Source organism: Streptomyces sp. NPDC022910, assembly GCF_055561075.1.
On record NZ_JBVHHL010000015.1, the window covers coordinates 83587 to 108796 of the forward strand.

General features: G+C 70.6%; 23 protein-coding genes and 4 pseudogenes. 9 read left to right on the plus strand and 18 right to left on the minus strand.

What is annotated here, in order from left to right; genetic code table 11:
• Positions 1-9 precede the first annotated feature (9 nt).
• Positions 10-1947, minus strand: a complete 1938-nt coding sequence (locus ACZ3TS_RS17030) for an AMP-dependent synthetase/ligase (RefSeq protein ID WP_467618490.1) — start codon at positions 1945-1947, stop codon at positions 10-12.
• A 387-nt stretch (positions 1948-2334) separates the two neighbouring features.
• On the opposite strand from ACZ3TS_RS17030, the gene ACZ3TS_RS17035 reads away from it, so the two are divergent.
• The 5 genes and pseudogenes from ACZ3TS_RS17035 (at position 2335) to ACZ3TS_RS17055 (ending at position 7449) form a co-directional block, all read left to right on the plus strand.
• Entirely contained in the window at positions 2335-3186 is an 852-nt protein-coding gene (locus tag ACZ3TS_RS17035) for a MaoC family dehydratase (protein ID WP_467618492.1), read from the plus strand.
• Between the two features lie 222 nt (positions 3187-3408).
• Positions 3409-4701, plus strand: a complete 1293-nt coding sequence (locus ACZ3TS_RS17040; protein WP_467618494.1) for a DUF6716 putative glycosyltransferase — start codon at positions 3409-3411, stop codon at positions 4699-4701.
• Positions 4698-5378, plus strand: a pseudogene (locus ACZ3TS_RS17045) (acylneuraminate cytidylyltransferase family protein); the annotation flags it as partial. The gene ACZ3TS_RS17040 and the pseudogene ACZ3TS_RS17045, both read left to right, overlap by 4 nt.
• A gap of 117 nt (positions 5379-5495) precedes the next feature.
• Positions 5496-6428 (plus strand): annotated as a pseudogene (locus ACZ3TS_RS17050) (N-acetylneuraminate synthase family protein).
• Positions 6429-6453: 25 nt separating this feature from the next.
• Positions 6454-7449, plus strand: coding sequence for a hypothetical protein (locus ACZ3TS_RS17055; protein ID WP_467618496.1), 996 nt, complete (start codon positions 6454-6456; stop codon positions 7447-7449).
• Here ACZ3TS_RS17055 and ACZ3TS_RS17060 read toward each other — a convergent pair.
• From ACZ3TS_RS17060 to ACZ3TS_RS17085, 6 genes are all read right to left on the minus strand, one after another.
• Entirely contained in the window at positions 7446-8093 is a 648-nt protein-coding gene (locus tag ACZ3TS_RS17060; RefSeq protein ID WP_467618498.1) for a TetR/AcrR family transcriptional regulator, read from the minus strand. The two genes, ACZ3TS_RS17055 and ACZ3TS_RS17060, sit on opposite strands and share 4 nt — an antisense overlap.
• A 41-nt stretch (positions 8094-8134) precedes the next feature.
• Positions 8135-8434, minus strand: coding sequence for a DUF4229 domain-containing protein (locus ACZ3TS_RS17065; protein WP_467618500.1), 300 nt, complete (start codon positions 8432-8434; stop codon positions 8135-8137).
• 136 nt (positions 8435-8570) lie between these two features.
• Positions 8571-9095 (minus strand): GNAT family N-acetyltransferase, encoded by a 525-nt coding sequence (locus ACZ3TS_RS17070; RefSeq protein WP_467618502.1) that lies wholly within the window; start codon positions 9093-9095, stop codon positions 8571-8573.
• Positions 9096-9205: 110 nt separating this feature from the next.
• The gene (gene mqnE, locus ACZ3TS_RS17075) at positions 9206-10369 is read right to left on the minus strand and encodes an aminofutalosine synthase MqnE (protein ID WP_467618504.1); all 1164 of its coding nucleotides are present in this window, start codon (positions 10367-10369) and stop codon (positions 9206-9208) included.
• An 86-nt stretch (positions 10370-10455) separates the two neighbouring features.
• Positions 10456-10911, minus strand: coding sequence for an Lrp/AsnC family transcriptional regulator (locus tag ACZ3TS_RS17080; RefSeq protein ID WP_467618507.1), 456 nt, complete (start codon positions 10909-10911; stop codon positions 10456-10458).
• A 116-nt stretch (positions 10912-11027) separates the two neighbouring features.
• Complete coding sequence (locus ACZ3TS_RS17085; protein WP_467618509.1) at positions 11028-11717, minus strand: UbiX family flavin prenyltransferase; 690 nt, start codon at positions 11715-11717, stop codon at positions 11028-11030.
• Positions 11718-11807: 90 nt separating this feature from the next.
• On the opposite strand from ACZ3TS_RS17085, the gene ACZ3TS_RS17090 reads away from it, so the two are divergent.
• A complete protein-coding gene (locus ACZ3TS_RS17090; protein ID WP_467618511.1) occupies positions 11808-12416 on the plus strand; it encodes a rhomboid family intramembrane serine protease in 609 nt (202 codons plus the stop codon).
• On the opposite strand, the gene mqnP is transcribed toward ACZ3TS_RS17090, so the two are convergent.
• On the minus strand, positions 12413-13315 hold the full coding sequence (gene mqnP, locus ACZ3TS_RS17095; RefSeq protein ID WP_467618513.1) for a menaquinone biosynthesis prenyltransferase MqnP: 903 nt from the start codon (positions 13313-13315) through the stop codon (positions 12413-12415). The two genes, ACZ3TS_RS17090 and mqnP, sit on opposite strands and share 4 nt — an antisense overlap.
• Positions 13312-14769 (minus strand): menaquinone biosynthesis decarboxylase, encoded by a 1458-nt coding sequence (locus ACZ3TS_RS17100; RefSeq protein ID WP_467618515.1) that lies wholly within the window; start codon positions 14767-14769, stop codon positions 13312-13314. Before ACZ3TS_RS17100 ends, mqnP begins: the two co-directional genes overlap by 4 nt.
• Before the next feature lie 89 nt (positions 14770-14858).
• Here ACZ3TS_RS17100 and ACZ3TS_RS17105 point away from each other — a divergent pair, with 89 nt between their 5' ends.
• Positions 14859-15251, plus strand: a complete 393-nt coding sequence (locus ACZ3TS_RS17105; RefSeq protein WP_467618517.1) for a PLD nuclease N-terminal domain-containing protein — start codon at positions 14859-14861, stop codon at positions 15249-15251.
• Positions 15252-15418: 167 nt separating this feature from the next.
• Complete coding sequence (locus tag ACZ3TS_RS17110; protein ID WP_467618520.1) at positions 15419-16852, plus strand: purine-cytosine permease family protein; 1434 nt, start codon at positions 15419-15421, stop codon at positions 16850-16852.
• A gap of 71 nt (positions 16853-16923) precedes the next feature.
• Here ACZ3TS_RS17110 and ACZ3TS_RS17115 read toward each other — a convergent pair.
• From ACZ3TS_RS17115 to ACZ3TS_RS17125, 3 genes and pseudogenes are all read right to left on the minus strand, one after another.
• Positions 16924-17252: pseudogene (locus ACZ3TS_RS17115) on the minus strand (ArsR/SmtB family transcription factor); the annotation flags it as partial.
• Between the two features lie 307 nt (positions 17253-17559).
• Positions 17560-18540 (minus strand): isopenicillin N synthase family dioxygenase, encoded by a 981-nt coding sequence (locus tag ACZ3TS_RS17120; RefSeq protein WP_467618522.1) that lies wholly within the window; start codon positions 18538-18540, stop codon positions 17560-17562.
• Entirely contained in the window at positions 18518-18970 is a 453-nt protein-coding gene (locus ACZ3TS_RS17125) for a nucleoside deaminase (RefSeq protein ID WP_467618523.1), read from the minus strand. Before ACZ3TS_RS17125 ends, ACZ3TS_RS17120 begins: the two co-directional genes overlap by 23 nt.
• Positions 18971-19067: 97 nt before the next feature.
• Between ACZ3TS_RS17125 and ACZ3TS_RS17130 the strand changes: the two genes are divergently transcribed.
• A complete protein-coding gene (locus tag ACZ3TS_RS17130) occupies positions 19068-20417 on the plus strand; it encodes a PucR family transcriptional regulator (protein ID WP_467618525.1) in 1350 nt (449 codons plus the stop codon).
• A 69-nt stretch (positions 20418-20486) separates the two neighbouring features.
• Here ACZ3TS_RS17130 and ACZ3TS_RS17135 read toward each other — a convergent pair whose 3' ends face one another.
• From ACZ3TS_RS17135 to ACZ3TS_RS17160, 6 genes and pseudogenes are all read right to left on the minus strand, one after another.
• Entirely contained in the window at positions 20487-20897 is a 411-nt protein-coding gene (locus tag ACZ3TS_RS17135) for an SRPBCC domain-containing protein (protein WP_467618643.1), read from the minus strand.
• Positions 20898-20935: 38 nt separating this feature from the next.
• Complete coding sequence (locus ACZ3TS_RS17140; RefSeq protein WP_467618649.1) at positions 20936-21127, minus strand: hypothetical protein; 192 nt, start codon at positions 21125-21127, stop codon at positions 20936-20938.
• A gap of 37 nt (positions 21128-21164) precedes the next feature.
• A pseudogene (locus ACZ3TS_RS17145) lies at positions 21165-21441 on the minus strand (RNA polymerase sigma factor); the annotation flags it as partial.
• A gap of 67 nt (positions 21442-21508) precedes the next feature.
• Positions 21509-22591, minus strand: a complete 1083-nt coding sequence (gene ccsB / locus ACZ3TS_RS17150) for a c-type cytochrome biogenesis protein CcsB (RefSeq protein ID WP_467618528.1) — start codon at positions 22589-22591, stop codon at positions 21509-21511.
• On the minus strand, positions 22588-24435 hold the full coding sequence (resB, locus tag ACZ3TS_RS17155; RefSeq protein ID WP_467618530.1) for a cytochrome c biogenesis protein ResB: 1848 nt from the start codon (positions 24433-24435) through the stop codon (positions 22588-22590). Before resB ends, ccsB begins: the two co-directional genes overlap by 4 nt.
• 3 nt (positions 24436-24438) lie before the next feature.
• Positions 24439-25209, minus strand: coding sequence for a cytochrome c biogenesis CcdA family protein (locus tag ACZ3TS_RS17160; protein ID WP_467618532.1), 771 nt, complete (start codon positions 25207-25209; stop codon positions 24439-24441).
• Position 25210 lies beyond the last annotated feature (1 nt).

Below are 25210 nucleotides of genomic sequence, written 5' to 3' on the forward strand. Positions count from 1 at the left end.
TCTGGGGACCTACCGCGCGTAGAGCTGCTCCACCTGGGCCGCGAAGTCCCGCATGACCGCCCCTCGGCGCAGCTTCATCGAGGGGGTCAGATGGCCTGCCGCCTCCGTGAAGTCCACGGGGAGGACGGCGAAGCGGCGGATCGACTCGGGGCGGGAGACCAGCTTGTTGGCCTCGTCCACCGCACGCTGCAGGACCTCGTTCAACTCCTCGTCGTCCACGAGGAGTTCCGGCGGCACCGGGTGCTTGCCGTTCATCTGACGCCAGTGGACGATGCCCTCCGCATCCAGGGTGATCAGGGCACTCACGTACGGGCGTCGGTCGCCGAGGACGATGCACTGGGAGATCAGGGGGTGGGAACGCAGCCAGTTCTCCAGCGGGGCGGGGGCCACGTTCTTGCCCCCTGCCGTGATCAGGATCTCCTTCTTCCGGCCCGTGATCGTCAGATAGCCCTGGTCGTCCAGACGGCCGATGTCACCCGTCGGGAACCAGCCGTCGGGGGTGGCCGGGACCACCCCGCCCGCATGAGGGTCCCAGTAGCCGCGGAACACCTGGCCGCCGGAAAGCAGCACCTCACCGTCCGCCGCGATGCGGACCCTCGTGCCGGGCAGCGGCCAGCCCACCGTTCCCAGGCGGGGTTTGAGCGGGGGCGTCACCGTCGCAGCGCCGGTCGTCTCCGTCAGGCCGTAGCCTTCGAAGACCTCTATGCCTGTGCCCGCATAGAAGGCCGCGAGCCCGCGGCCCAGCGGGGAGCCGCCGCAGATGACATGGCGGACGTGGCCGCCCAGGGCGCGGCGGATACGGCGGAACAGAAGCGGGTCGTAGAAGGCGCGGGCCGTCTTCAGGGCACGGCTGGGACCCGGGCCCGTGCCGTGCTGACGGGCCTCCTGCGCCTCCCCGTAGCGGCGGGCCACCCCTGCCGCGCGGTCGAACAACGCGCCCCGGCCGGCGCGCTCGGCCGTCGCCCGCGCGTTGTTGTAGACCTTCTCCAGCATGTACGGGATGGCCAGCAGGAAGGTCGGCCGGAAGCTCGCCAGGTCGGCCAGCAGATCCTCCGCCTTCAGACTGGGCGCGTGACCGAGGCGCACCCGCGCGCGGATGCAGGCGACCGCCACCATGCGGCCGAAGACGTGCGACAGGGGCAGGAACAGCAGCGTGGACGGCTCCTCGCTCATCTGCGCCCTGAACACCGGGTAGAGGAGCTCGATCGCGTTGTCGACCTCCGCCAGGAAGTTGCCGTGCGTCACCGCACAGCCCTTCGGGCGGCCCGTGGTGCCCGAGGTGTAGATGAGCGTGGCCAGTGTGTCCGGACCGAGGACGCCCCGGCGTACGGTCACCTCCTGGTCCGGCACCGCCTGGCCGAATTCCGCGAGGCGTTCGACATGCCCCTTCTCCATCACCCACACGTGCTGCAGGTCGGGCAGGAGGCTGCGCTCCGGCCCCATGGCCGCCGCCTGGCCGACCGTCTCCGTCACCAGGGCCACCGCGCCGGAGTCCTGGAGGATCCAGCGGGTCTGGAAGACCGAGGAGGTGGGGTAGACGGGGACCGTCACCAGGCCCGCCGCCCAGGCCGCGAAGTCGAGCAGCGTCCACTCGTACCTCGTGCGGGCCATGACCGCGATCCGGTCGCCCGGCATCAGGCCCTCGGCGATCAGCCCCTTCGCGAGAGCCAGCACCTGGTCCGCGAACTGAGCCGCCGTCACGTCCGTCCAGCCGCCGTCCGCGTCACGGCGGCTGAGGACCCGGTGGTCGGGCATCTCGCCGGCGTTCTCGAACGGCAGATCGGCGAGCGAGCCATGGGTCACCGGCGGTACCAGCGGAGGTACGTACGCCTCCCGCACCTCGCCGTTCAGCCGCCGTGTCACCGGCTCCACGAGCACCGGACCGCCGTCGTGGTCGAGATCCGTCGGGGGGGCGGCAACGGGCGTGGACGAGTACGAGATGGGCATGGGGCAGCTCCTGGGGCCTGCAGCTGTGCACTGCTCTGCTGCATGAGGTACGCGCTGTGCGCACCGAGACGTTCACGCGACGGTTCACGACTCGCTGTTACCGCGAGTTAGAACCGCGATCGTACGGCGCTCGCGTGGGGAGTCTGTGCGGGTTCCGGGATGGTCCGGGGCCGGGGCTGTGCAACCTCCTCCCCACGACTTTCCCCCTTACCCCGGGTAACCTTACTCCAGAGTAAAGAGTTACACTGACGAGCGAGCTGGGAGCTGGGCCTTGGCCGACCGCTATCTGCGCTTCACGGGGACCGCACCCGGTCGCTTCCTCACCAGGCGGCTCGGGCTGCCGCAGCCCGTGGCGCTGCACCGCTGGTCGGCCGAACGGCCCACGCCATGACCGCCGCCAGTGACTCCGTCGCCCTCTCCGGCTCCCCCTCCCTCGTTCCGCTCCTCGCCCGGGGTGCGCTGCTCTCCCCCTTCAAGCGCCCCAGGCCCGACGCCGGCTTCCCTCGCACCCGGCTCGTGCTGCCCGGTGTGCGGATCGAACTCGGCCGGCTCGCCGCCTACGAGCGCGTCTGCGGGTTTCCCACCGGAGTCGACGCGCTGCCCGTCACCTATCCCCATGTCCTCGGCTTCCCGCTCGCCATGCGGATCATGGCCGGCCGGGAGTTCCCCCTCCCTCTCCTCGGGCTGGTGCACACGTCCATCGAGATCGCCCAGCGGGAGGCGCTCAGTCCCACCGCCGAGTACGAAGTCGCCGTACGGGTCAGAGGACTGGTTCCGCACCGGCGCGGCACCGAGGCCGTCGTCGTCACCGAGGTCCGTACCGCGGACCGGCCCGTGTGGGAGTCGACGAGTACGTATCTCGCCCGGCACCGCACCTCCCGTGCGGGCGGGGCGCCGCCCTCCGAGCGCAGACCCCTCCCGGCACACGCCGAGTGGCGCTTCGCCGAAGACGTCGGACGGCGGTACGCGGCCGTGTCCGGGGACCGGAACCCCATGCATCTGCACGCCCTCACCGCCCGGCTCTTCGGCTTTCCGCGTGCCATCGCGCACGGCATGTGGACCGTCGCCCGGTGCCTGGCCGAGCAGCCGGCCCACCCCGCGGTGCGCGTGCGCGCGGAGTTCAAGGCACCGGTCCTGCTCCCGGGCACTGTGACGTACGCGGCCGACGACGGGCGTTTCGAACTGCGCGGCGGGGAGAGGCTCCACCTGACGGGTCAGACGCGTCGGCTCTCCACTTGAGGCACCTCGGATAAAGATCGGGCAAACTTCTCGTCACCACAGCCCATGAGAGAGCTGTGCGTCACGGCCAACTCGCCGTTCACAAGGGGACGTCGAGGAACTTCTCACAGTTCACCCCCAGTTCTCCCCAGGTTCCTTCAAGGACACGCTCATACCAGGCTCAGGAGCCCTTCTTACTGTCGGCTCACTCCCCCGGCCCCCGTCACCGAAGGGCTCCTGAGCATGCCCCCCAGACGTATCGCCGTACTCGCAGACTCGGACACCCGCTGGAAGTGGGGCGCGTCCGTCGCCCGGCAGATCGCCCCCGACCACGCCCTCGACGCGTACTTCCTGCGCACCCGGGCGACCCCGACCGAGCGTCAGCTCGCCGAGGTCGGCATCGAGCCCGACACCACCCGCAAGGTCGCCGCGTCCGAGCTGGTGGACGACGAGGACCTGGCCGCCGCGGACGTGGCGGTGCTGGCCACCGCCGGCGGTACGGTCCTCGCGCTCGCCCACAGTCTGGGGATCGCCTGGGCGGCCCGCGAGGACAGGCCCGTGACCGTCACCGGGTACGTCGGGGTCGTCTACGAGAAGATGGTCGACGGTCTCCTCACCCGCGGCGGAACCGACGTGGTCCTCGCCAACTCGGCCTATGACGCCCGGCGTTTCCGCGCCGCGTTCCACAGCGTCGGCGTCGACCCGGAGTCGGTCGTCGAGTGCGCGCTGCCCTTCCTCGGCGGCGATCCCTACCAGCCGTCCGACGAACGGCCCTTCACCGTCACCTTTGCCGTCCAGCCGTCCGTGCCCAGGGACAAGGAGGACCGCCTCAGGTTGCTGGAGCACGCGGCCGCGCACGCCTGGCGCCATCCCGAAAGGCTCGTCCTGATCAAGCTGCGCAGCCTGCCCGGCGAGCAGACCACCCATGTGGAGGCCGACCCGTACCAGCTGCTCGTCGAGGAGCTGGCCGTGCCCGCGCCCGCCAACCTCCAGCTGGTCTACGGCAACATGGGTGACGTCCTCGACCGGACGGACCTGCTGGTGACGGTCAGCTCCACGGCTGCCCTGGAGTCCATGCACCGGCGGATACCCACGGCGATACTCACCGACTTCGGCGTCCGAGAGGCCCACGGCAACCACTACTTCATCCACTCCGGCTGCCTCGCCTCCTGGGACGACATCGACGCGGGCGCCCTGCCGCAGGCCGATCCCGTCTGGGCGGCGGCGCAGGGCATCGGCAAGACCGACCCGTACTCCGCCGCCCGCTCCCGCATCGCCGCGCTGCGCGCCGCGGGCCCGCTGCCTACGCTGCGGCCGTACTACTCGCCCCAGCGGGCCGGGGCCTACCTGGGCGGGATCCTGGAACGCAACGGCTTCGACGAGAAGGGCCGCCCGCTGCCCGCGCCGCTGGGCGCCGGCGGATCGGGGCGCATGCAGACGGCCGTACGCCGGGCCGCGCGCCGGGGCGCCAAGTCCCTGTACCGCGTGGGCTACCAGAAGATCGCGCCCACACTGCGCCGGTGGGGTGCCGTATGAGCGCGGCCACCGTGCTGGCCGTCATCCCGGCCCGCGGCGGGTCCAAAGGTGTCCCCGGCAAGAACACCGCTCCGGTCGGCGGGGTCCCCCTCGTCACCCGTGCCGTGCGCGCCTGCCGGACCGTCCCGCTCGTCACGGATGTCGTCGTGTCCACCGACGACGAGCACATCGCCCGGGTGGCGCTGGCCGCGGGCGCCGGGATCGTCGAGCGGCCCTCGGACATCTCCGGCGACACCGCCTCCAGCGAGGACGCCCTGCGGCACGCACTCGACACGTACGAGAAGGAGCGCGGCATTCCCGTCGACGTGCTGCTGCTCGTGCAGTGCACCAGCCCGTTCCTGACCGGGCAGGACGTGGAGCGCGTCGCGGCGGCCGTCGTCGGGGGCGGAGCCGACACCGCGCACACGGTCGCGCCGTTCCACGGGTTCCTGTGGCGCGAGACGCTCGACGGCGCCTTCGGCGTGAACCACGACAGCGCCGTGCGCCCGCGCCGCCAGGACCGGCCGGAGGACTTCCTGGAGACCGGTGCCGCGTACGCGATGCGCGCCGAGGGTTTCCGCCGGGCGCACCACCGCTTCTTCGGGCGCACCGCGCTGGTGCGGACCGACCCGGACCGGGTCCTGGAGATCGACGAGCCGGGCGACCTCGCCCGCGCTCGCGCGCTGGCCCCTCTCTTCGGCTGAGGGACAGCACCGAACAGCCCGTGCCGCCGCCAGGACCACCACGACCGGACGCGGCGGACACGGGCCGCATGAGACAGCCGTCAGGCTGCTCGGAAGGGAACTCTACGAAAAATGAAGCAGTCCAAGGAAATCGCCGGCGTGCGCTCCCGCAGGATCGGCGAACGGCTCGTCGGCCCCGGCCAGCCCGTCTACGTCGTCGGTGAGATCGGCATCAACCACAACGGCTCCCTGGAGGACGCGTTCGCGCTGATCGACGCGGCGGCCGAGGCGGGCTGCGACGCCGTGAAGTTCCAGAAGCGCACCCCCGAGATCTGCACCCCGCGCGACCAGTGGGAGGTCGAGCGCGACACGCCCTGGGGCCGGATGACGTACATCGACTACCGGCACCGTGTCGAGTTCGACCAGGACGGCTACCGGGCCATCGACGCCTACGCGGCGAAGAAGGGCGTCGACTGGTTCGCCTCGCCGTGGGACGTGCCGAGCGTGGAGTTCCTTGAGCGGTTCGAGAGCGTCAAGGCGCACAAGGTGGCGTCCGCGTCGCTGACCGACGACGAACTCCTGCGCGCGCTGCGGGCCACCGGCAGGACGGTGATCCTGTCCACCGGCATGTCGACGCCGAAGCAGATCCGGCATGCGGTGGAGGTGCTGGGCAGCGCCAACGTCCTTCTCTGTCACGCCACCTCGACGTATCCGGCGCCCGCACAGGAACTCAACCTGCGGATGCTGGACACCCTCGCGCGCGAGTACCCGAACGTGCCGATCGGCTACTCCGGCCACGAGATCGGGCTGCAGACCACTCTCGCCGCGGTCGCGCTCGGCGCCTGCTTCGTCGAGCGGCACATCACCCTCGATCGCGCCAAGTAGGGCTCGGACCAAGCGGCTTCGGTGGAACCGCAGGGGCTCGTCCGGCTGGTCCGCGACATCCGGATCATCGAGGAGGCGCTGGGCGACGGTGTGAAGCGGGTCTACGAGTCCGAGCTGGGCCCGATGAAGAAGCTGCGCCGGGTCCAGAGCGAACCGAGCGAACTGGCCGAAGTCTCATGAACCGGCGCGTGACACGGAGTCTCCGGTGACCCGTACCCTCGCGCTCGTCGAGTCGCCCGCGCAGCTGCTCAACCTGCTGGAGTGGGCGCTCGGCGAGCGCGGCGGGGCCCCGGACCCGGCCCGCTGCGAGGTCGCGGTCCTGCTGCCGCTCGCCCCAGTCACCCGCCATCAGCTGCGGGTGATGGCGGAGGTGGCACGCTCCGAGGGGCTGGACGTCGGCCTGTACGACATCCGCAGGGTCCCGGTCGGTGTCACCCGCGCGCTTGCGGCTCTCGCGCCGAAGCTGGGCGGGGCCGGCCGGCTCGTCATCGGCGACCCGTTCTCCGGGATGATCCAGCGGCTGCTGCCCCTGGCCCGCACCCGGGACGTGGTCCTCGTCGACGACGGCACGGCGACGCTGGAGCTCTCGCGCCAGCTGCTCGCGGGCCGGCCTCTGGTCCGCTGGCACCGCTCGGGCCGGGCGCCGGCCGCCGCGGCGTGGGCGTCGCGGCGGATCACTCCCGTTCGGGGCCGGCGCCTCGAGGTCTTCTCCTGCCTGACGAGGGGCCTGCGGCTGCCGCCGGGCGCCGTCGCCTCCGTCAACACCTATGTGTGGGCGCGGCAGCGCTTCGGGCCGCCGCAGGTGCACCCGGGGACGGACCTGATCGGTACGTCGCTGGCGGAGACGGGCCTGATCGACCCCGGCCGTTATGTGCACGAGATCACGTGCCTGGCCGACCGGTTGAACGCGGAGCGCTACTACGCGCACCGCCGCGAGGCCCCGGACAAGCTGCGGCTGATCGCCGAGCACAGCGGGCTGGAGATCGTACGTCCCGAACTGCCCCTGGAGCTGGAGCTGCTGCGGGGACCGGTGGCGGCCACGCTGGTGAGCCTGCCGTCCACGGTGCTGCACACCCTGCCGCTCGTGCTCGCCGGGACGGGCGTGGAGATCACCGTGTGCGCGGGCGTCATGGAGTGGCTGGAGCCGGGTGCGCCGGACCGGGCCGTGGCGTTCCTCGAGGAGGTGACGGCTCGGGCCTAGTCGTGGTCGGGGGACGACCAGGGACGGTCCTCCATGAGGTTGCCGAGGCCCGCCCAGGCGAAGTTCATCAGGGTCGCCGCCGCCTGCCGGGCGGAGACGCCGGGGGTCGCGTTGGCCCAGGCCGCGAGCGATTCAGCGGCGCCGACCAGGGCCTCGGCGAGCCCGGCGACCTCGCGCTCGGGCAGGTCGGGGTCCCGGTGGGCCTCCCGCGCCGCCACGACGATGAGCTGCGTCACGAACGCGACGATCTCCTCGCGCATCGCGGTGACCTCGGCGGCGAAGGGTTCGCCGTGCGTACGGGCCTGAAGGTGCAGGATCGACCAGCCGTCGGGGTTCTGCGCGGTGTGCGTGAAGAACGCGCGCAGCCCTTCCCATAGTTGGCGGTCGGCGTCGAGACCGGGCCGGACGCCGGAGCGCACCGCCTCGGTGAGCGCGGCGGCCTCGCGGCGGATGCAGGCGGTGAAGAGGTCTTCCTTGGAGTTCAGATACAGATACACCAACGGCTTGGACACACCCGCCAGTTCGGCGATCTCGTCCATGGACGCGGCCATGTAGCCACGTTGCCCGAAGGTCTTCACGGCGGCGTCCAGCATCTGCTGCTCACGGACCGCCCGCGGCATCCGCTTGGTCTTCACGGCACCCATACGGGCAAGACTACGGTCAGCCCGTCGACGCACGGTCCGGCCTAGGACGTCTGGCCCTGGGCCCTGGCGGAGTCGTCGGCCACGTCCTCCTGTGCGCGGTTCGCCTCGATGTTGGCCTTCATGCGGTCCACTCGCTCGACGATCTGCACGGACGCCCGGTCGCGCTCCCTGCGCAGGACCACGAAGCTGATCGGGGCCGAGATCACCAGGGCGAGCAGCACGGCCCAGATGCCGTTGGAGTCGCCGAGGCCGCGCGGGACGATGCCCGAGTAGACGAGGCCCCAGACGACCACGAGGCAGCCCGCGAAGATACCGAGGCGCATCAGCGTGTAGCGGAACATCTCAATCCACTCTTCCGTTCCGTGGGGGTGCCCCCTGTTCGATCGAAGCCGAGAACTTGGGGGATTTCCCAAAGGGGCATCGTCCAGTGAAGCACGCCGGGCATCCGATCTTGCAAGGGGGTGCGCTGCCCGCGGTTCACCCCAGCGGCAGCAGCATCGTGATGTCGTCGCGGTCGTCCCCGGGCGCCACCCGTATCGCACCGGGCACCCGGCCGACCTCCTTGTAACCGCAGGAGCCGTAGAACCGCTCCAGACCGAGTCCGCCCCGGCAGGTGAGCCGTATCGCCTCGACGCCCTCGAAGCCGCGGGCCGCGTCGGCGGCGGCGTCCAGCAGGTCACGGCCATACCCCTTGCCCTGGTGCCGCGGATGCACCATCACCGTGTAGAGCCACACCCAGTGCGTCATCAGCCGGTGCGTGTTGAAGGTGAGGAACGCGGTCGCCGCCACCCGTCCGTCCTCGTCATGACCCACCAGCAGCCGGGTGCGCCCCTCGCTCATCGCCGCGAGGTGCTTCACGAGTTCCGGACGTATCACCTCGCGTGTGACCGGCGGCACGAAACCCACGGCTCCGCCGGCGTCGGACACGTCCGCCCACAGGTCGAGGACGCCGTCACGCAGGTCGGGGGTCATGGCCGGGTCGAGGGTAAAGGTAAGGGGCATGACCGGAGGGTACCTATTACCACGGCGGAGACTCAAGCCTTTTCCGTGTGCCCCGCCGCACATGCGAAAAGCCCCGGCGGGGCCGGGGCTCGTCCGGGTTCCGATGCGGGTCAGACCCGCATGGGCTGCGGCTCGTCCCGCCGCGCCGGGTCCGGACCCTCGTACTCGCGGATGATCTCGTACCGCGTGTTCCGCTCCACGGGCCGGAAGCCCGCGTCCCGGATCAGGTCGAGCAGGTCCTCACGGGTGAGCTTGTTCGGCGTGCCGAAGTTGTCCGCGTCATGCGTGATCTTGTACTCGACGACCGAGCCGTCCATGTCGTCGGCGCCGTGCTGAAGGGCCAGCTGCGCGGTCTGCACGCCGTGCATGACCCAGAAGACCTTGACGTGCGGGACGTTGTCGAAGAGGAGACGCGAGACCGCGAAGGTCTTCAGGGCCTCGGCGCCCGTCGCCATCTGCGTCCGTGCCTGAAGGCGGTTGCGCACCTTGCCGTCCTTCACGTCCACGAAGTCGTGCTGGTAGCGCAGCGGGATGAAGACCTGGAAGCCGCCGGTCTCGTCCTGGAGTTCACGCAGGCGCAGCACGTGGTCCACACGGTGGCGCGGCTCCTCGATGTGGCCGTACAGCATGGTGCACGGGGTCTTGAGACCCTTCTCGTGCGCCAGGCGGTGGATGCGCGACCAGTCCTCCCAGTGGGTCCTGTGGTCGACGATGTGCTGCCGGACCTCCCAGTCGAAGATCTCCGCGCCGCCTCCGGTCAGCGACTCCAGGCCCGCGTCGATCAGCTCGTCCAGGATCTCGGAGGCCGAAAGACCGGAGATCGTCTCGAAGTGGTGGATCTCCGTCGCCGTGAACGCCTTCAGCGAGACGTTCGGCAGGGCGGCCTTCAGCTCGCGCAGCGAGCGCGGGTAGTAGCGCCACGGCAGGTTCGGGTGCAGGCCGTTGACGATGTGCAGCTCGGTGAGGTTCTCCGACTCCATCGCCTTGGCCAGCCCTACCGCCTCCTCGATGCGCATCGTGTACGCGTCCTTCTCGCCCGGCTTGCGCTGGAAGGAGCAGTAGGCGCAGGACGCGGTGCACACGTTGGTCATGTTGAGGTGGCGGTTTACGTTGAAGTGGACCACGTCACCGTTCTTGCGGGTCCGCACCTCGTGCGCAAGGCCGCCGAGCCACGCCAGGTCGTCCGACTCGTACAGCGCGATGCCGTCCTCGCGGGTCAGCCGCTCACCGGCCCGGACCTTGTCCTCCAGCTCGCGCTTGAGCCCGACATCCATGCTTCTGCCTCTCCCTTTGGACGAACCCACCAACCGTACCCCCCCACGCCCCGGGCGGGAGGTGCCCCCTCCACGGCGCTTCGCGCCTAGCGCTCCTCCGGGAGCTCGCCCACCCGGTTCTCCCACTTCGTGGAGAGCACGATCGTGGTACGGGTACGGGAGACGCCCTTGGTGCCGGACAGCCGGCGGATGGTCTTCTCCAGGCCGTCCACGTCGCTCGCGCGCACCTTGAGCATGAACGAGTCGTCGCCCGCGATGAACCAGCAGTCCTCGATCTCCTGAAGGTCCCTCAGCCGGCGTGCCACGTCCTCGTGGTCGGCGGCGTCGGAGAGCGAGATACCGATGAGGGCGGTGACGCCGAGGCCGAGGGAGGCGGCGTCGACGGTGGCACGGTAGCCGGTGATGACACCCGCCGTCTCCAGGCGGTTGATACGGTCGGTGACGCTGGGTCCCGACAGGCCGACGAGGCGCCCCAGCTCCGCGTAGGAGGCCCGGCCGTTCTCCCTCAGGGCCTGGATGAGCTGCCTGTCCACCGCGTCCATGCGATCGAAGCCTTCCGCTGAAAAGGTCTGAAGAGTTCCTGAAAGTGATGAGTGGTACTGCTGCGTGCTGCCACGTGCTGCTGTGTGCTCAGCTGTGGCGACCGCTCCGGGGGTTGTCACGTGCCGCGGGTTCCGCCGCCGAGCTCTCCCTCCCAACGGCGGTACAGCCGGTGCGCCACCCCTGCCGCGTCCAGCACCCGCCCCGCGACGAAGTCCACGAGGTCCTGGATGTGCGTCGCCCCCGCGTAGAACGCCGGCGACGCGGGAAGCACGACCGCGCCCGCCTCGTCCAGCGCCACGAGATGCCTGAGGGTCTGCCCGCTGAGCGGGGTCTCGCGCACGGCGACGGCCAGCGGCCGCCTCTCCTTGAGCGTGACGCTCGCGGCCCGCTGCAACAGGTCTTTCGAGAGCCCGAGGGCGACACCCGCCACACAGGCCGTGGACGCGGGCACGATCAGCATCCCCTTCGCGGGGTACGACCCGGAGGACGGCCCGGCGGCCAGGTCGCCCGCGCTCCAGTACCGAACGCGGTCCCCGTCGACGTCGACCGCGAACGTCCCGGCCTTGCCGTCGGCGCCCCGCCCCAGCCACTCCCGCAGGTCCTCCCGCCAGTGCACGTCCCGGAAGGCGATGCCCGTCTCGTCGAGCAGCGTGAGCCGCGAGGCACGGGAGACGATCAGGTCGACGCTCTCGCCCGCGGCGAGGAGCGCGCGCAGCACGGCAGCGGCATACGGGGTGCCGGAGGCGCCGGACACCCCTACGATCCAAGGCGTACGCGACTTCTCTCCTGGCCTGACTGGGTTCACGACACCGAGCCTATCCGGCGCCGCGCGGCGGGATCCGGCCAAGGGGGTCCGGCCGATTCCCCGAGGGGCGAGCGAGGGGTGGGGGTTGCCATGCGGGGTACGGAACCGGAGTGGTCGCGGGGCGGACGCGCCAAGGCGGCGGCCCGCCTGATGGTGGGCTGGGTGGCGCTGCTGTGGCTGCTCGAAGTGGTGGATTCGGCCAGTGGTCACGCCCTGGACGACTTCGGCATCATGCCGCGCACCGCCTCCGAGCTGATCGACATCGTCCCGGCCGCCTTCATCCACTTCGGCTTCGCCCATGTCGCCGCCAACACCGTGCCGCTGCTGGTCCTCGGTTTCCTCTCCGCCCTCGGCGGCCTGCGCCGGTTCGCCGCCGTCTGCGCGCTGATCATCGTGGCGGACGGCCTGGGCGTCTGGCTCACCGCACCGTCGAACAGCAACACGGCGGGCGCATCCGGTCTGATCTTCGGCCTCTTCGGCTTCCTGCTGGTCGGCGGGTTCGTCGCACGCCGCCCGCTCGGCGTCCTGGTCGGCCTGCTGGTCGGCGCGGTCTGGGGCGGGTCGATCCTCATGGGTCTCGCCCCCACGCAGACCGGCGTCAGCTGGCAGGGGCATCTGATCGGTCTGGTGTCGGGCGTGGCGGCGGCGTTCGTGTTCCGCCGCCCGGCCACCGGGCGGGAGCTCCTCGCCCGGGCCTAGACCGTCAGGCCGCGCACCAGCAGATCCAGCAGCGCGCACACGAACAGGGCGATCCCGATGAACCCGTTGACGCTGAAGAAGGCGCGGTTCACGCGGGTCAGGTCGTGGGGGCGGACGATCGTGTGCTCGTAGACGAAGGCGCCCGCCACGATCACCAGGCCCAGCCAGAAGAAGGCGCCGGCGCCGGTGGCGACGGCGTACCAGACGAACAGCGCAGTCGTGACGGCGTGGCAGACGCGGGCGCCCCAGATGGCCGCGGGGATGCCGAAGCGGGCGGGCACCGACATGACCCCGATCTCGCGGTCCGTCTCCACGTCCTGGCAGGCGTAGATCAGGTCGAAGCCGCCGATCCAGACACCGACGGCGAGACCGAGGACCACCGCGTCCCAGTCCCACCTGCCACTGATCGCCAGCCAGCCGCCGACCGGGCCCATGGCCTGGGCGAGACCGAGGATGGCCTGCGGGAAGTTGGTGAACCTCTTGCCGTACGGGTACACCACCATCGGGATCACCGCGATGGGGGCGAGCGCCAGGCAGAGCGGGTTGAGCAGGGCCGCGGCGCCCAGGAAGAAGACCAGGGCGACCAGCGCGCCCGTCCAGGCGTGCCGCACCGTCATCGTTCCGGTGACCAGTTCGCGGTGGGCGGTGCGCGGGTTGCGGGCGTCGATCTCCCGGTCGATGACCCGGTTCGCCGCCATGGCGAAGGTGCGCAGGCCCACCATGGCGACCGTGACGAGGAACAGCCGGCCCCAGTGGATGTTCCTGTCCCACTGGTACATCGCGGTCAGCGAGGCGATGTACGCGAAGGGCAGGGCGAAGACGGAGTGCTCGATCATCACCAGGCGCAGGAACGCCTTGGTGCGTCCCGGCTGCGGGATCGCGGCGGAGGCGCTGCTCACAGGCCGTACTCCTTCCAGCGGCTGGTGACCTTCGCCGCCGTCTCCGGGTCGGACAGGACCATGTCGGGCCAGCCGCCGTCCCTCGTGTAGCCCTCCTCGGGCCACTTCCTGGTCGCGTCGATGCCCGCCTTGCCGCCCCAGAACTGCTGGTACGAGGCGTGGTCGAGGTGGTCGACGGGTCCTTCCACGACCGTGAGGTCACGGGCGTAGTCGGTGTTGCCGAGGGCGCGCCAGGCGACCTCGTGCAGATCGTGCACGTCGCAGTCGGAGTCGACGACCACGATCAGCTTGGTGAGGGACATCATGTGCGCGCCCCAGATGGCGTGCATCACCTTCTGGGCGTGCTTGGGGTACTTCTTGTCGATCGACACGATCGCGCAGTTGTGGAAGCCGCCCGCCTCGGGGAGGTGGTAGTCCACGATGTCCGGCACGATGATCTTGAGGAGCGGGAGGAAGAACCGCTCGGTCGCCCGGCCGAGGGGTCCGTCCTCCGTCGGGGGGCGGCCCACGACGATCGACTGCAGCAGGGGGCGGCGGCGCATGGTGACGCAGTCGACCTTCAGGGCGGGGAAGGGCTCCTGCGGCGTGTAGAAGCCGGTGTGATCCCCGAACGGGCCCTCGGGGAGCATCTCGCCGGGCTCCAGCCAGCCCTCCAGCACGACTTCGGCATGGGCGGGGACCTGGAGCGGGACCGTCTTGCAGTCGACCATCTCGATGCGCCTGCCCGCGATGAACCCTGCGAAGAGGTACTCGTCGATGTCGCCGGGGAGCGGTGCGGTGGAGGCGTACGTCACCGCCGGGGGGCACCCGAAGGCGATGGCGACCGGGAGCTTCTCGCCGCGCCGGGCCGCCACCTGGTAGTGGTTGCGGCTGTCCTTGTGGATCTGCCAGTGCATGCCGATGGTGCGCTTGTCGTGGCGCTGAAGGCGGTACAGCCCGAGGTTGCGGATCCCGGTCTCCGGATCCTTGGTGTGCGTGAGTCCCAGGTTGAAGAAGGAACCGCCGTCCTGGGGCCAGGTGAAGAGGGCGGGCAGGGTGTCGAGGTCGACGTCCTCGCCGCGCAGGACCACTTCCTGTACGGGCGCGTTGTCCGCTTTGACCTTCTTGGGGGGTACGTGTGTCATCGCGCCGAGCTTTCCGAAGGCCTCGCGCACCCCGACGAACCCGTGCGGCAGCTCCGGCTTCAGCAGACCGCCGATCTTGTCGGAGATCTCGCCGTACGACTTTAGACCGAGGGCCTTCAACAGGCGCCGGTCGGTGCCGAACACGTTCATGGCGAGTGGCATGCTCGACCCGCGCACGTTCTCGAAGAGCAGGGCCGGCCCGCCGGACTTCTGCACCCGGTCGACGATCTCCCCGACCTCCAGATACGGGTCGACCTCCGCTTTGATGCGCTTGAGGTCTCCCTCGCGCTCCAGCGCCCGGAGCAGGGACCGAAGATCGTCGTAAGCCATGCGTTCCAGTATCCGGTACCGGCTAACCTGGCCCCGTCACCGGGGCCCGTCCCATGCCCCGTCGCCGTCTCCTGGGGGATCGCACCACCATGTTCAGGTATCTGCCCTTCCTGTTGGTCCTGGCGCTGTGGATATACGCCTTCATCGACTGCCTGAACACGCCCGAGGAACAGGTACGGGGACTGCCCAAGGTGGTCTGGGTCATCATCATCCTGCTCTTCGGCGAGGTACTGGTCGGCCCGATCGCCTGGCTCGTCGCCGGCAAGGTGCGCCACGCCCCGGCGAACGGCTCCACCCCCTCCGAGTGGCACCGCAACCACCGCACGACCTGGGTCGCGCCCGACGACAACCCCGAGTTCCTGAGGACGTTGAAGGAAGAGAACAAAAAGGACGAGGCGCTCCTGAAGGACTGGGAGGCCGACCTGCGCCGCCGCGAGGAAGAACTGCGACGCCGGGAAAGCGGTGGGGAGTCCAAGGACTGAGGACTCCAAGGACTGAGGACTCCAAGGGCTGAGGACCCCGAGACCCGGCTGATGGAGCTCCGGCTGCTGGTCACCTTCGATGCCTACAGGTTGTACGCCGGCAAGCCTCCCGAAACGGACAGTGCGCCTCTGGGCCGGGGCTTGCCCGGACCGGACACTTACCTCGCATGACGACTGCTCCCGCCAGCTCAGCCACCACGATCGCCCCCGGGTACGGCGACCGGGTCATCGCCGTCGAGACGGCGGGCTCGGAACCCATTCCGGACGCCGAACGGCATGGCGGCCCACTTCAGTTGCTCTGGACGTGGGCCTCCCCGAACATCGAGTTCGCGACCGTCTACATCGGCGTGATCCCGGTCCTCTTCTTCGGTCTGGGCTTCTGGCAGGCGACCGCCGCCATCCTCCTCGGCACCGCGCTCGGCGCGTTCACCCAGGGCGTGCTGTCCCTGGACGGCCCGCGATTCGGCGTTCCGCAGATGGTGATCGGCCGGTTCTCCTTCGGCCACCAGGGCAACCTCCTGCCGTCCGGCGTCAACGCCCTGGTGGCGGGGGTGGGTTGGTTCGCGGTGAACAGCCTGAGCGCGGCCTTCGCGCTGAACACGCTGACGGGCCTGAAGCCGCTGCCCTCCCTGCTGCTCGTGGTGGTGGCGGAGATCGTGATCGGCTTCATCGGCCACAACTTCGTCCACGCCTTCGAGAAGTACGCGTTCCCGGCACTCGCGGTGATCTTCCTGCTGGCCGGGGTGTGGACCTTCAAGCACGCAGACCTGGGCGGGGGTGGCACGGGCGGCGGCATCGGCGGCTTCCTGCTGGCGTTCAGCACCGCCTGGGGCTATGCGGCGGGCTGGAACCCCTACGCGACGGACTACTCGCGCTACCTGCCGCGCACGGCGAGCCGTTTCAAGACGGTCCTCTACCCGGCGCTCGGGCTGTTCGTGTCGGTCGCGGTGGTGGCGGTCATCGGCGCGGCCTCGGCGACGATCGCGGCACCGAAGGACGCGACCCCGACGGCGGCGTTCACGGGCCATCTCCCGGGCTGGCTGAGCAACCTGGTGCTGCTCGCCGTCATCCTCGGCGCGGTTTCCGCGAACGCCCTGAACATCTACTCCTCCGCGATTTCGGTCACCTCGCTGGGCCTCAGGCTCCCCGCCTGGCTGGGCCGCAGCGTGCTGGTCGTGCTGTCCGGGATCGTGGGCACGGCGGCGGCGTGGGCGTCGCTGTCGGACGCGGGGGCGGCGTACGAGGCGTTCCTGCTCGTCATCGCGTACTGGGTGGGCCCCTGGCTGGGCGTCGTGCTGACCGAGCGGTGGCTCCGGTCGCGCACGCCGCACGAGGAGCTGACCGCCCGGCTCACCGACCGTTCCTTCACCAACTGGCCGGGCGTCGCCGCACTGTTGATCGGCGTGGCGGTGTCCGTCCCGCTCTTCTCCAACCAGGAGAAGTACGTGGGCTGGGTCCCGAAGCACCACCCGTCCTTCGGTGACATCACCTGCCTGGTCGGCTTCGCGGTGAGCGCGGGGGTGTACGCGGCGCTGCGGGGGCGGGAGGCGACGGCTCCCGCCCGGGAGAAAAGCCGGCAGGAACCGGCGTCCGAGGTGTGACGTTCCGCGTCAGTCGCTGACGGGGTCTGGGGGCACGTACTTCCGGACTCCGTCAGCGACTCACCGAGGGGATCCTCGTGCAGGACGAGCGCGAGGAGTCCCGGGAAGCGGGCGTCGGACTCCGTGCACCTGAGGCGGCTGACCCGCCTCGGGCCCTCGTCCCGCTGTTCCACCAGGCACGCCTGGCGCAGGAACGGTGAACTGGTCGGTGAAGTGGTGGCTCAGGGGCCGCCTTGCCGACCGGGACGTCGAAACTGCCGCAGCTGCGGGACCGGTCGGCGGATGCCGTGGGCTCCCGTACGAGCGTGATGCGTACGGGATCGGCGAGGGCGGACAGGGCGGTCTGGACGGGGACGTCGTCGGGGTCGGTGTGCTCGGGCGCGGCCCGATGACCGGTGCCGGAGTGCTCGCGAGCACAGAGCCCGCCTGGCCGGTGGGCCGGCCGGAGCTCTGCCCCCGCGCTCGGTCGGTCTCCGGGCTTCTCCGCCCTCGCCCTGGCCCAGACGGCCCCGGGCGAGCTGCGCACCCGGGCCGAACGGGCCTTCGCCACGGCGGTGGAGGGGACCGTCACCCTGCCGGTGACCGCGGAGTTCGGCCTCGAGGAGGCGGCGGAGGCGCACCGGCTGATGGGGCGCGGACGAGCACGGGAAGATGCTGCGGGTGTCTTGGGCCCCGTCCGGGGTCCGGCCTCCGGGGCGGCGTCGGGCTCAGCCCACAGTGATCGAGTCCAGCTTCTCCCGCAGATACACATGGGAGTCGACCGGCTCGTACGCCACCCGCCCCACCGGCGCCGGAACCGACTCGACGACGGTCCCCGGGGTGCACTCGCCGAAGTAGACGAGGGACATCAGCTCCTCGGCGGGCGCGTCCGCCGGCGGCGGCAGGACGCGGTGGCGGCCCGAGCGCCAGCGATCACCGGTCCAACGGGCCATCAGATCACCGATGTTGATGGTGAACGCCTCCGGGTCGTACGGCGCGTCCTCCCAGCCGCCCTCGTCCGTGTAGACCTGGAGACCGCCCTTGCCGGCCTGCCGGTCGAGGATCGTGACGGTCCCGAAGTCGGTGTGCGGACCGATGCGGAACTGGCCCGGCTCCGGATCGCCGATGACCTCCGTGCCCGGATACCAGTTGATATTGAAGCCGTAGGTGGGGTGTGCCATGTGCCGTGTGAAGAACTCCGGTTCGAGGCCCAGCGCCTCGCCGAGCAGCGACAGCAGATGGTTCTCCAGCTCCGCCATCCGCTCCAGGTACTCCCCGCACAGCACCCGCAGCTCCGGCACCTGTGCCGGCCAGACGTTGGGCGCGTACCACTCCGCGTTGATCTCCGGGTCCTCGAACGGCTCATGCGTCGCGAAGGTCAGCGATTCCTTGAGGTCGGGCGGCGTCTCGGTACCCTCGGAGTAGCCGTTGGCCTCGGCACCGGGGCCGAGCCAGCCGCGCCCGCCGACCTTGGCGGTGTACGTCTCCTTGACCTCGGGAGGCAGCGTGAAGAACGTCCGCGCCGCCTCCCGGATCCGGGCCCGCAGTCCCGGGTCCACGCCGTGGCCGGTCACCAGGAGGAAACCGGCGGTCTGAAGCGCCGCGTCGACGGTATGGGCGATACGTGCGCGGGCGTCCGGATCGCCGTCCAGCCAGGGCCGCAGATCGATGGTGGGGATACGGGGCTCAGTCACTTCCGATGTCCTCATTCCACAGAGCCGGGTTCTTCTCGATGAAGTCGCGCATCAACGTCGTGCACTCGGGGTCGTCCAGGAGGACCACCTCCACACCGTGGTCCGCGAGCCAGTCGTGGCCGCCGTGGAACGTGGTCGCCTCTCCGACGATCAGCCGGGAGATGCCGAACTGGCGGACCAGACCGCTGCAGTACCAACACGGCGACAGGGTGGTCACCATCGTCGTACCCCGGTACGAGCGCTCGCGCCCCGCCGCACGAAAGGCGGACGTCTCCGCGTGCATCGACGGGTCGCCGTCCTGGACACGGCGGTTGTGGCCGCGGCCGAGGAGGGTGCCGTCCGCGCCGTAGAGCGCCGCGCCGATGGGAATACCGCCCTCGGCGAGGCCGGCGCGGGCCTCCGCGACGGCCGTGGCGAGCCACTCGTGTGCCTGTGCCTGATCCATGCCTTCACTCTCCGTCGGCCGAAACACCGGGGCAACGTGCGGAAAGTACTCTCCGGACAACCCGCAGCCGGACGAACTGTCGCCCCCGGAGGTTCTCGTGCCCGCACTCACCCTTCGCGAGATCCTGGCCCTCGACCCGGTACGGGCGGCCGAGCCCGAGTTGCTGGCGGGCGAGGGATCGCTCGACCGCCCGGTGCGCTGGGTCCACTCGAGCGAGGTGTACGAGGACGCGAACTTCCTGGACGGCGGCGAGCTGCTGCTGACGAACGGCTTCGGGCTGACAGACACCGGCGAGGAGATCCGGCGGCGGTATGTGCGCGAGCTGGCCGCGCGGGGCGCGGCGGGACTCGCGGTCGAGGTGGGGCGGTCCCTGCCGCGCATGCCGGACGAGGTGACGGACGAGGCGCGGCACCTCGGGCTGCCGCTGCTCGCACTGCACCGGGTCGTGCCCTTCGTGCGGATCACCGAGGCCGCGAACCGGGCGATCGTCGCCCGCGGGCTGTCCGGGCGGTCCGTCGTGCGGCCCTGGGGCGACGACCATACGGCGGCCCTGCTCGCCGACCTGGCCGACGGGCAGGCGCTCAACCAGCCCGAGGTGGAGGCGCGGGCGGGCCTCGCCGGGTTCCAGCCGGGCCCGGGGGCGCGGCTGGTCGGAGTGTCGGTGCACAGGGCGCGGGATGCCGGGGTTGTGCAGCGGGCGGTACGGGCGCTGGGCGGGGGTGGGGTGCTGGCGGCCGCGTTTCCGGGGGATGTGCTGGCGTTGCTCGCGTTGCCGGGAACGGCGGAGTCGGCCTTCGGCCGGGTGCGGGGCGCGGACGGGCGGGCGGTCGCGGGTGTGCGTGGCGGCGCGCGGGGCGCCGAGCGCGCGCGGCGGCCGGCGCGCGACCCGGTGCGCGCCGTGCAGGATGCCTTCCACACCGTCGCCGAGGCCGAGCTGACCGTCGCGGTCGGACACGCCGTGGCGGCGGGCGGCGGCTGGCTGCGGTGGAGCGAGACACTGCGGGCGGCCCGTACGACGCTGGAGCTGGCCCTGACCGTCCCGTCCGCCGAACCGTCCGCCGCCCGCGGCCCGCTGGTGACGTCGTCACGCGCGCTCACCCTCGAACGCGAGCTGACCCGCGGCGGCATGGACGCCAACCGCGACCGCCTCGCCCGCCTGGTCCAGCACACGCTGGGCCCGCTGCTGGCCTGGGAGGCGGCGCACTCCAGCGACCTGACCCGCACCCTGGAGGTCCACCTCCGGCACGGCTGCTCACCCACACGCACGGCGGCCCTGCTGCACATCGGCCGTCAGTCCCTCTACCAGCGCCTGGACCGCATCGAGTCCCTTCTCGGCCTGGAGATAGCCGACCCGGACCTGCTCGGCGAACTGCTCACCGCGCTGTGCGCACACCGCATCGTGCGGGGCGCACCGGCCGCGGCGGGGGAGCTGCGGCCGGTGGCGTGAAGGACCGAACCAACTCCCCTTGTTCACTGCGGCATTGGTGCCCCTCACAGCAGCGCCGACCGATCGGTCTCATACGGTGCTGCCGCCCACGTACGCGAGCAGGCGCTCGAAGCGCTCCCTCCAGCCCGGGTCCCTGTCCTCCTCGGTCTCGTGCGTGAAACGCACGGTCGTGCCCGAAGGACGGTCGGGCTCCAGGTGGAAGCGGATGCGTCCGCGGCCCTCCACCGTGTACTCGGCGACCCGTTCCACGTCCCACGCCGTGATGCGCCCCCGGTCCGGGCCGTCGGGCAGCCGGAGTCCCACCGCGCCGCCGAGCCGTGGTTCGAACGGCTCCGCGGCGGCCAGCCAGCCCCGCAGGCCGTCGGAGGAGGCCAGCGCGGGCCAGACCTCCTCCACGGGCCGGGGCAGGTGCAGCAGGAAGTGCCGTACGTGCATGTCCCCCCGGTGCTCGACGGTGCCCTCTTCGATGGGATCGGTCATGACACCAGCCTGGCCCGCGAACGGACGTTTTGCACGTGTTACGGGCGCTCTCCCGTCTTGTCCACCACGGCCCGCGTGAGGACCGCGCTCACGCCCGTGACCTTGCCTTTCGCGTCCAGCCCGCGCTCCCCGAGGAAGGTGTACGTCTTCGGGTCGAAGATCAGTTGCTCGAGCTCGCCACCGCTTGCCCGGGTGACCGCGACGCCTTCGCGGCCGGCCGAGTCCTCCACGTTCCGGACCACCTGGACGCCGGGGATCTTCGCCGCGGCGCGGTAGAGCGCGGCACGCGTTGCGCGTGACGTTGGTCGCGATGCCCAGCAGCCAGGGCCACAGGGCCCCGCCGTCCTCGTCGACCTTGCCCCGCAGCCGCCAGGCGTCGCGTCCAGGAAGGCCAGCGACACGGCGTCCTCCGCCTGCGCCCAGTCCCCGGTGAGCCGGAAGGCGTGGTTGCAGACGGACCGTGCGTAGGCGTCGAAGAGCTCGCCGAACGCGCGTGATCGCCCGCGCGGATGCGTCTCCTCAGGTTCGTGTCCACATTCCCCATCTGTCCGTACGACAAAGGCCGGTTCCGGTGACTCACGTCACAGGAACCGGCCTTGGGCGCAGGCGGCTCACACGCCCGCGTACGAGTGCTTTCCGGTGACGAAGATGTTCACGCCGTAGTAGTTGAACAGCCAGCAGCCGAAGGCGATGAGCGCGATGTAGGCAGCCTTGCGGCCCTTCCAGCCGGCCGTGGAGCGGGCGTGCAGGTAGCAGGCGTACGCGACCCAGGTGATGAAGGCCCAGGTCTCCTTGGGGTCCCAGCCCCAGTAGCGGCCCCAGGCGGACTCCGCCCAGATGGCACCCGCGATGATCGTGAACGTCCACAGCGGGAACACGGCGGCGTTCACGCGGTAGGCGAACTTGTCGAGGGACGCCGAGGCGGGCAGCCGCTCCAGGACCGAGGTGGCGAAGGTGCCCGGCTTGCCGCCGTTCTGAAGCTTGCTCTCGTACGAGTCCTTGAAGAGGTAGAGGAGCGTGCCGACCGCGCCGACGTAGAAGACCGCGCCGCAGAGGATGGCGGTGGAGACGTGGATATACAGCCAGTACGAGTGGAGGGCGGGGACGAGCTGGTCGCTGGCGGTGTACAGGACGGTGACGGCGAGGCCGAGGTCCAGCAGGACCGAGGTGGTGAGGAAGAGGCCCAGCCACCGCACGTTCTTCTTCAGCGCGAGCAGCACGAGGTACACGCCGACGGCGACCGTGGAGAAGCTGATGTTGAACTCGTACATGTTGCCCCACGGCGCCCGCTGTACGGAGGCCGCGCGGGCGACGACGCCGGCGAGTTCGACGAGGAAGGACAGCACGGTGAGCGACACGGCGATCCGGCCGTAGAGGTCGCCCTGCTCGTCGCCGCCGTGGGCGCCGGGGCCGTCCGGCACGTCCCGGGCACCGGCCGCGGAGCGGGTGACGACCTTCGGCCGCTCGAGCACCGCGGTGCCCCCGGCCTTCTTGACCGTGACGGCGGGGGCCGCCGCCTTCTTCGCGGCATCGGTGGTGAGCGCGTTCGCCGTACGGGCGACCTTGCTGCGGCTGCCGAAGAGCCATTCGGCGATGTACGCGAAGAAGGCCAGGGTGTAGACGGCCATCGCGGAGTAGATCAGCGTGTTGCTGAGGTTCGCGAGATGTTCGTTGGTGGCGGTGGCGAGGGTCACTTCTTCTGAGCCCCTTCAGCGGCAGGTACGGGGGTTGCGGCGCCCGGCTCCTGATCGGGGTCGGCGTCGGAGGTCGGTTCGTCGTCGGTCTTCGTGGGCGCCTGGTCGTGGACGAGCGCGGCCAGGTCGCCGAGTTCCTCGGGCAGTTTCGCGGATTCGCTGCGGCCGAGGCCCGCCATCTCGACGACGGTGACGCCGTCGGCTCCGGTCCTCGCACGCACCCAGACGCGGCGGCGCTGGATGAACAGGGAGGCGGCCAGGCCGAAGATCGCGGCGATCGCACCGCCGAGCGCCCAGCCGGTGCCGGGCTGCTGCACGACCTGGAAGCCGGCCCACTGCTTGATGTCCTTGTCGAAGGTGATCGAGCCGTTGCCGCCGGGCAGCTTCATGGTCTCGCCGGGCAGCAGACGGGCCTTGACGAGGTTGCCCTTGGAGTCCTTGAACGGCTGCAGGTTCTTGTTCTTGGTGTCCAGCTGGTACACGTTCTGCGGGATGCCCGCGTTGACGCCCAGGTCCCCGTGGTAGGCGGACACCGCGAGCGCAGGGAAGTCGAGCGCCGGGAACTGGGAGAACATGTCGCCCTTGCCCGCGCCCGCGAAGGTCGGCACGAAGAACGCGGCGAAGCCGAGCTGGTCGTGCACGCCCTGGGCGTTCTTGTAGCCGTCGTAGACCTTGATGGCCCCCTGCGAGGTCACGTTCGAGTCAATGGGCAGCAGCGGTACGGCGTCGTGGTAGACGACATTGCCCTTGCCGTCGCGGACGGTGACGACGGGTGCGTACCCGTGGCTGACGAGGTAGACCTTCGCGTCGCCGATGTTCAGCGGTTCGTTGACCTTGACGGCGGTCTTCTTCTCCTTGCCGTAGGCGCCGACGCTGTAGGTGATGTCCGCCTGGTAGGTGCGCGGGGTGCCCTTGTTCGGGCCGGTGCGCTCGTACGTGCCGATGAACTTCTTCAGGTCGAAGCTGAACGGCACCAGGTCGTCGTCGGTGAAGAGGCTGCCGGACTTGAAGTCGTCGTACTGGGTGAGCGTGTTGGAGAAGCCGTCACCCTCGACGATCAGCTTGTTGCCCTCGGACTTGTAGAGCTGGCCCCAGGCGAAAGCGATCAGCATCACGATCAGGGCCATGTGGAAGACCAGGTTGCCGGCCTCGCGCAGATAGCCCTTCTCGGCGGCGATCGCGTCGCCTGCGACGTGCGCACGGAAGCGGCGCCGCTTGAGCACCTTCAGCGCGGCCTCGCGGACCTGCTCGGGGTCGGCGTCGGTGCGCCAGGTCGCATACGCGGGCAGCCGGGTCAGCCGCTTGGGCGCGCCCGGCGGGCGGCCCCTGAGCTGGCCGACGAACTGCCAGGTGCGCGGCACGATGCAGCCGATGAGCGAGACGAACAGCAGGATGTAGATCGCCGCGAACCACACCGAGCTGTACACGTGGAACAGCCCGAGCTTCTCGTAGAGGGGGCCCAGCGTCCTGTGGGCGTCCATGAAGTCCTGCACCTTCAGCGCGTCGGTGCCGGACTGCGGGATCAGCGAGCCGGGGATGGCGCCGAGCGACAGCAGGAACAGCAGGATCAGCGCGACCCGCATGGAGGTCAGCTGCCGCCAGAACCAGCGGGCCCAGCCGACGGTCTCGCGTGCGGTCCAGATGATCCAGCCCTTGGTGCCGGGGGCCCGGGAACCGCCGAAGGAGCCGGGCATGGCCGTCTCGACGGGGGCGGTGGACAGTTGCGAGCCCGCCTCGCCGAGGTCGGGCTCGGCGCCGTTCGCGGTGGTGTCGGACTCGGTGTCGCCCGCGAGGGCGCCGGGGGTCACGTCGCTGTGCACGTCGGTGCTCCGTGTGTCGCTCATGGATCAGATCCCCACCGTGAAGCCGTCGGACCAGCTCTGCATGTGCTGCACGATGCCGTCCCAGGCACCGGTCACCAGCAGCAGACCCGTCGCGATCATCATGCCGCCCCCGATGCGCATCACCCAGGCATAGTGCCGCTTGACCCAGCCGAACGCGCCGAGCGCCTTGCGGAAGGCGACCGCGGCGAGGACGAACGGCACACCGAGGCCGAGGCAGTACGCCACGGTCAGCAGGGCCCCGCGGCCCGCGCTGCCCTGGTCGGAGGAGAGCATCAGCACGGAGGAGAGGGTCGGGCCGATGCACGGGGTCCAGCCGATCCCGAACAGCGCGCCCAGCACGGGCGCGCCGATCAGCCCGGCCACGGGCCGTTTGTGGAGGCGGAACTCCCGCTGGGTGAGCCAGGGCATCAGCCCCATGAAGAAGACGCCCATGAGGATCATGAACGCGCCCAGCACCTTGGACAGGACGTCCTTGTGCTCCTGCAGGCTGGAACCGAAGTAGCCGAACAGCGCCCCGCTGGAGACGAACACGGCGGTGAAGCCGAGCACGAAGAGGGAGGCACCGGCGACCATCCGCCCGCGCCGCGCCTCGGCGAGGTCGGTGCCGGTCACCCCGGTGACGTACGACAGGTAGCCGGGGACCAGCGGCAGGACGCACGGCGAGAAGAAGGAGACGAGGCCGCCGAGCAGGGCGATGGGCAGGGCCACCAGCAAGGCCCCGTTGAGCACGGTGCCGTTGTAGCCCGTGGCGGCGAGCGTGGAGACTCCGCTCACG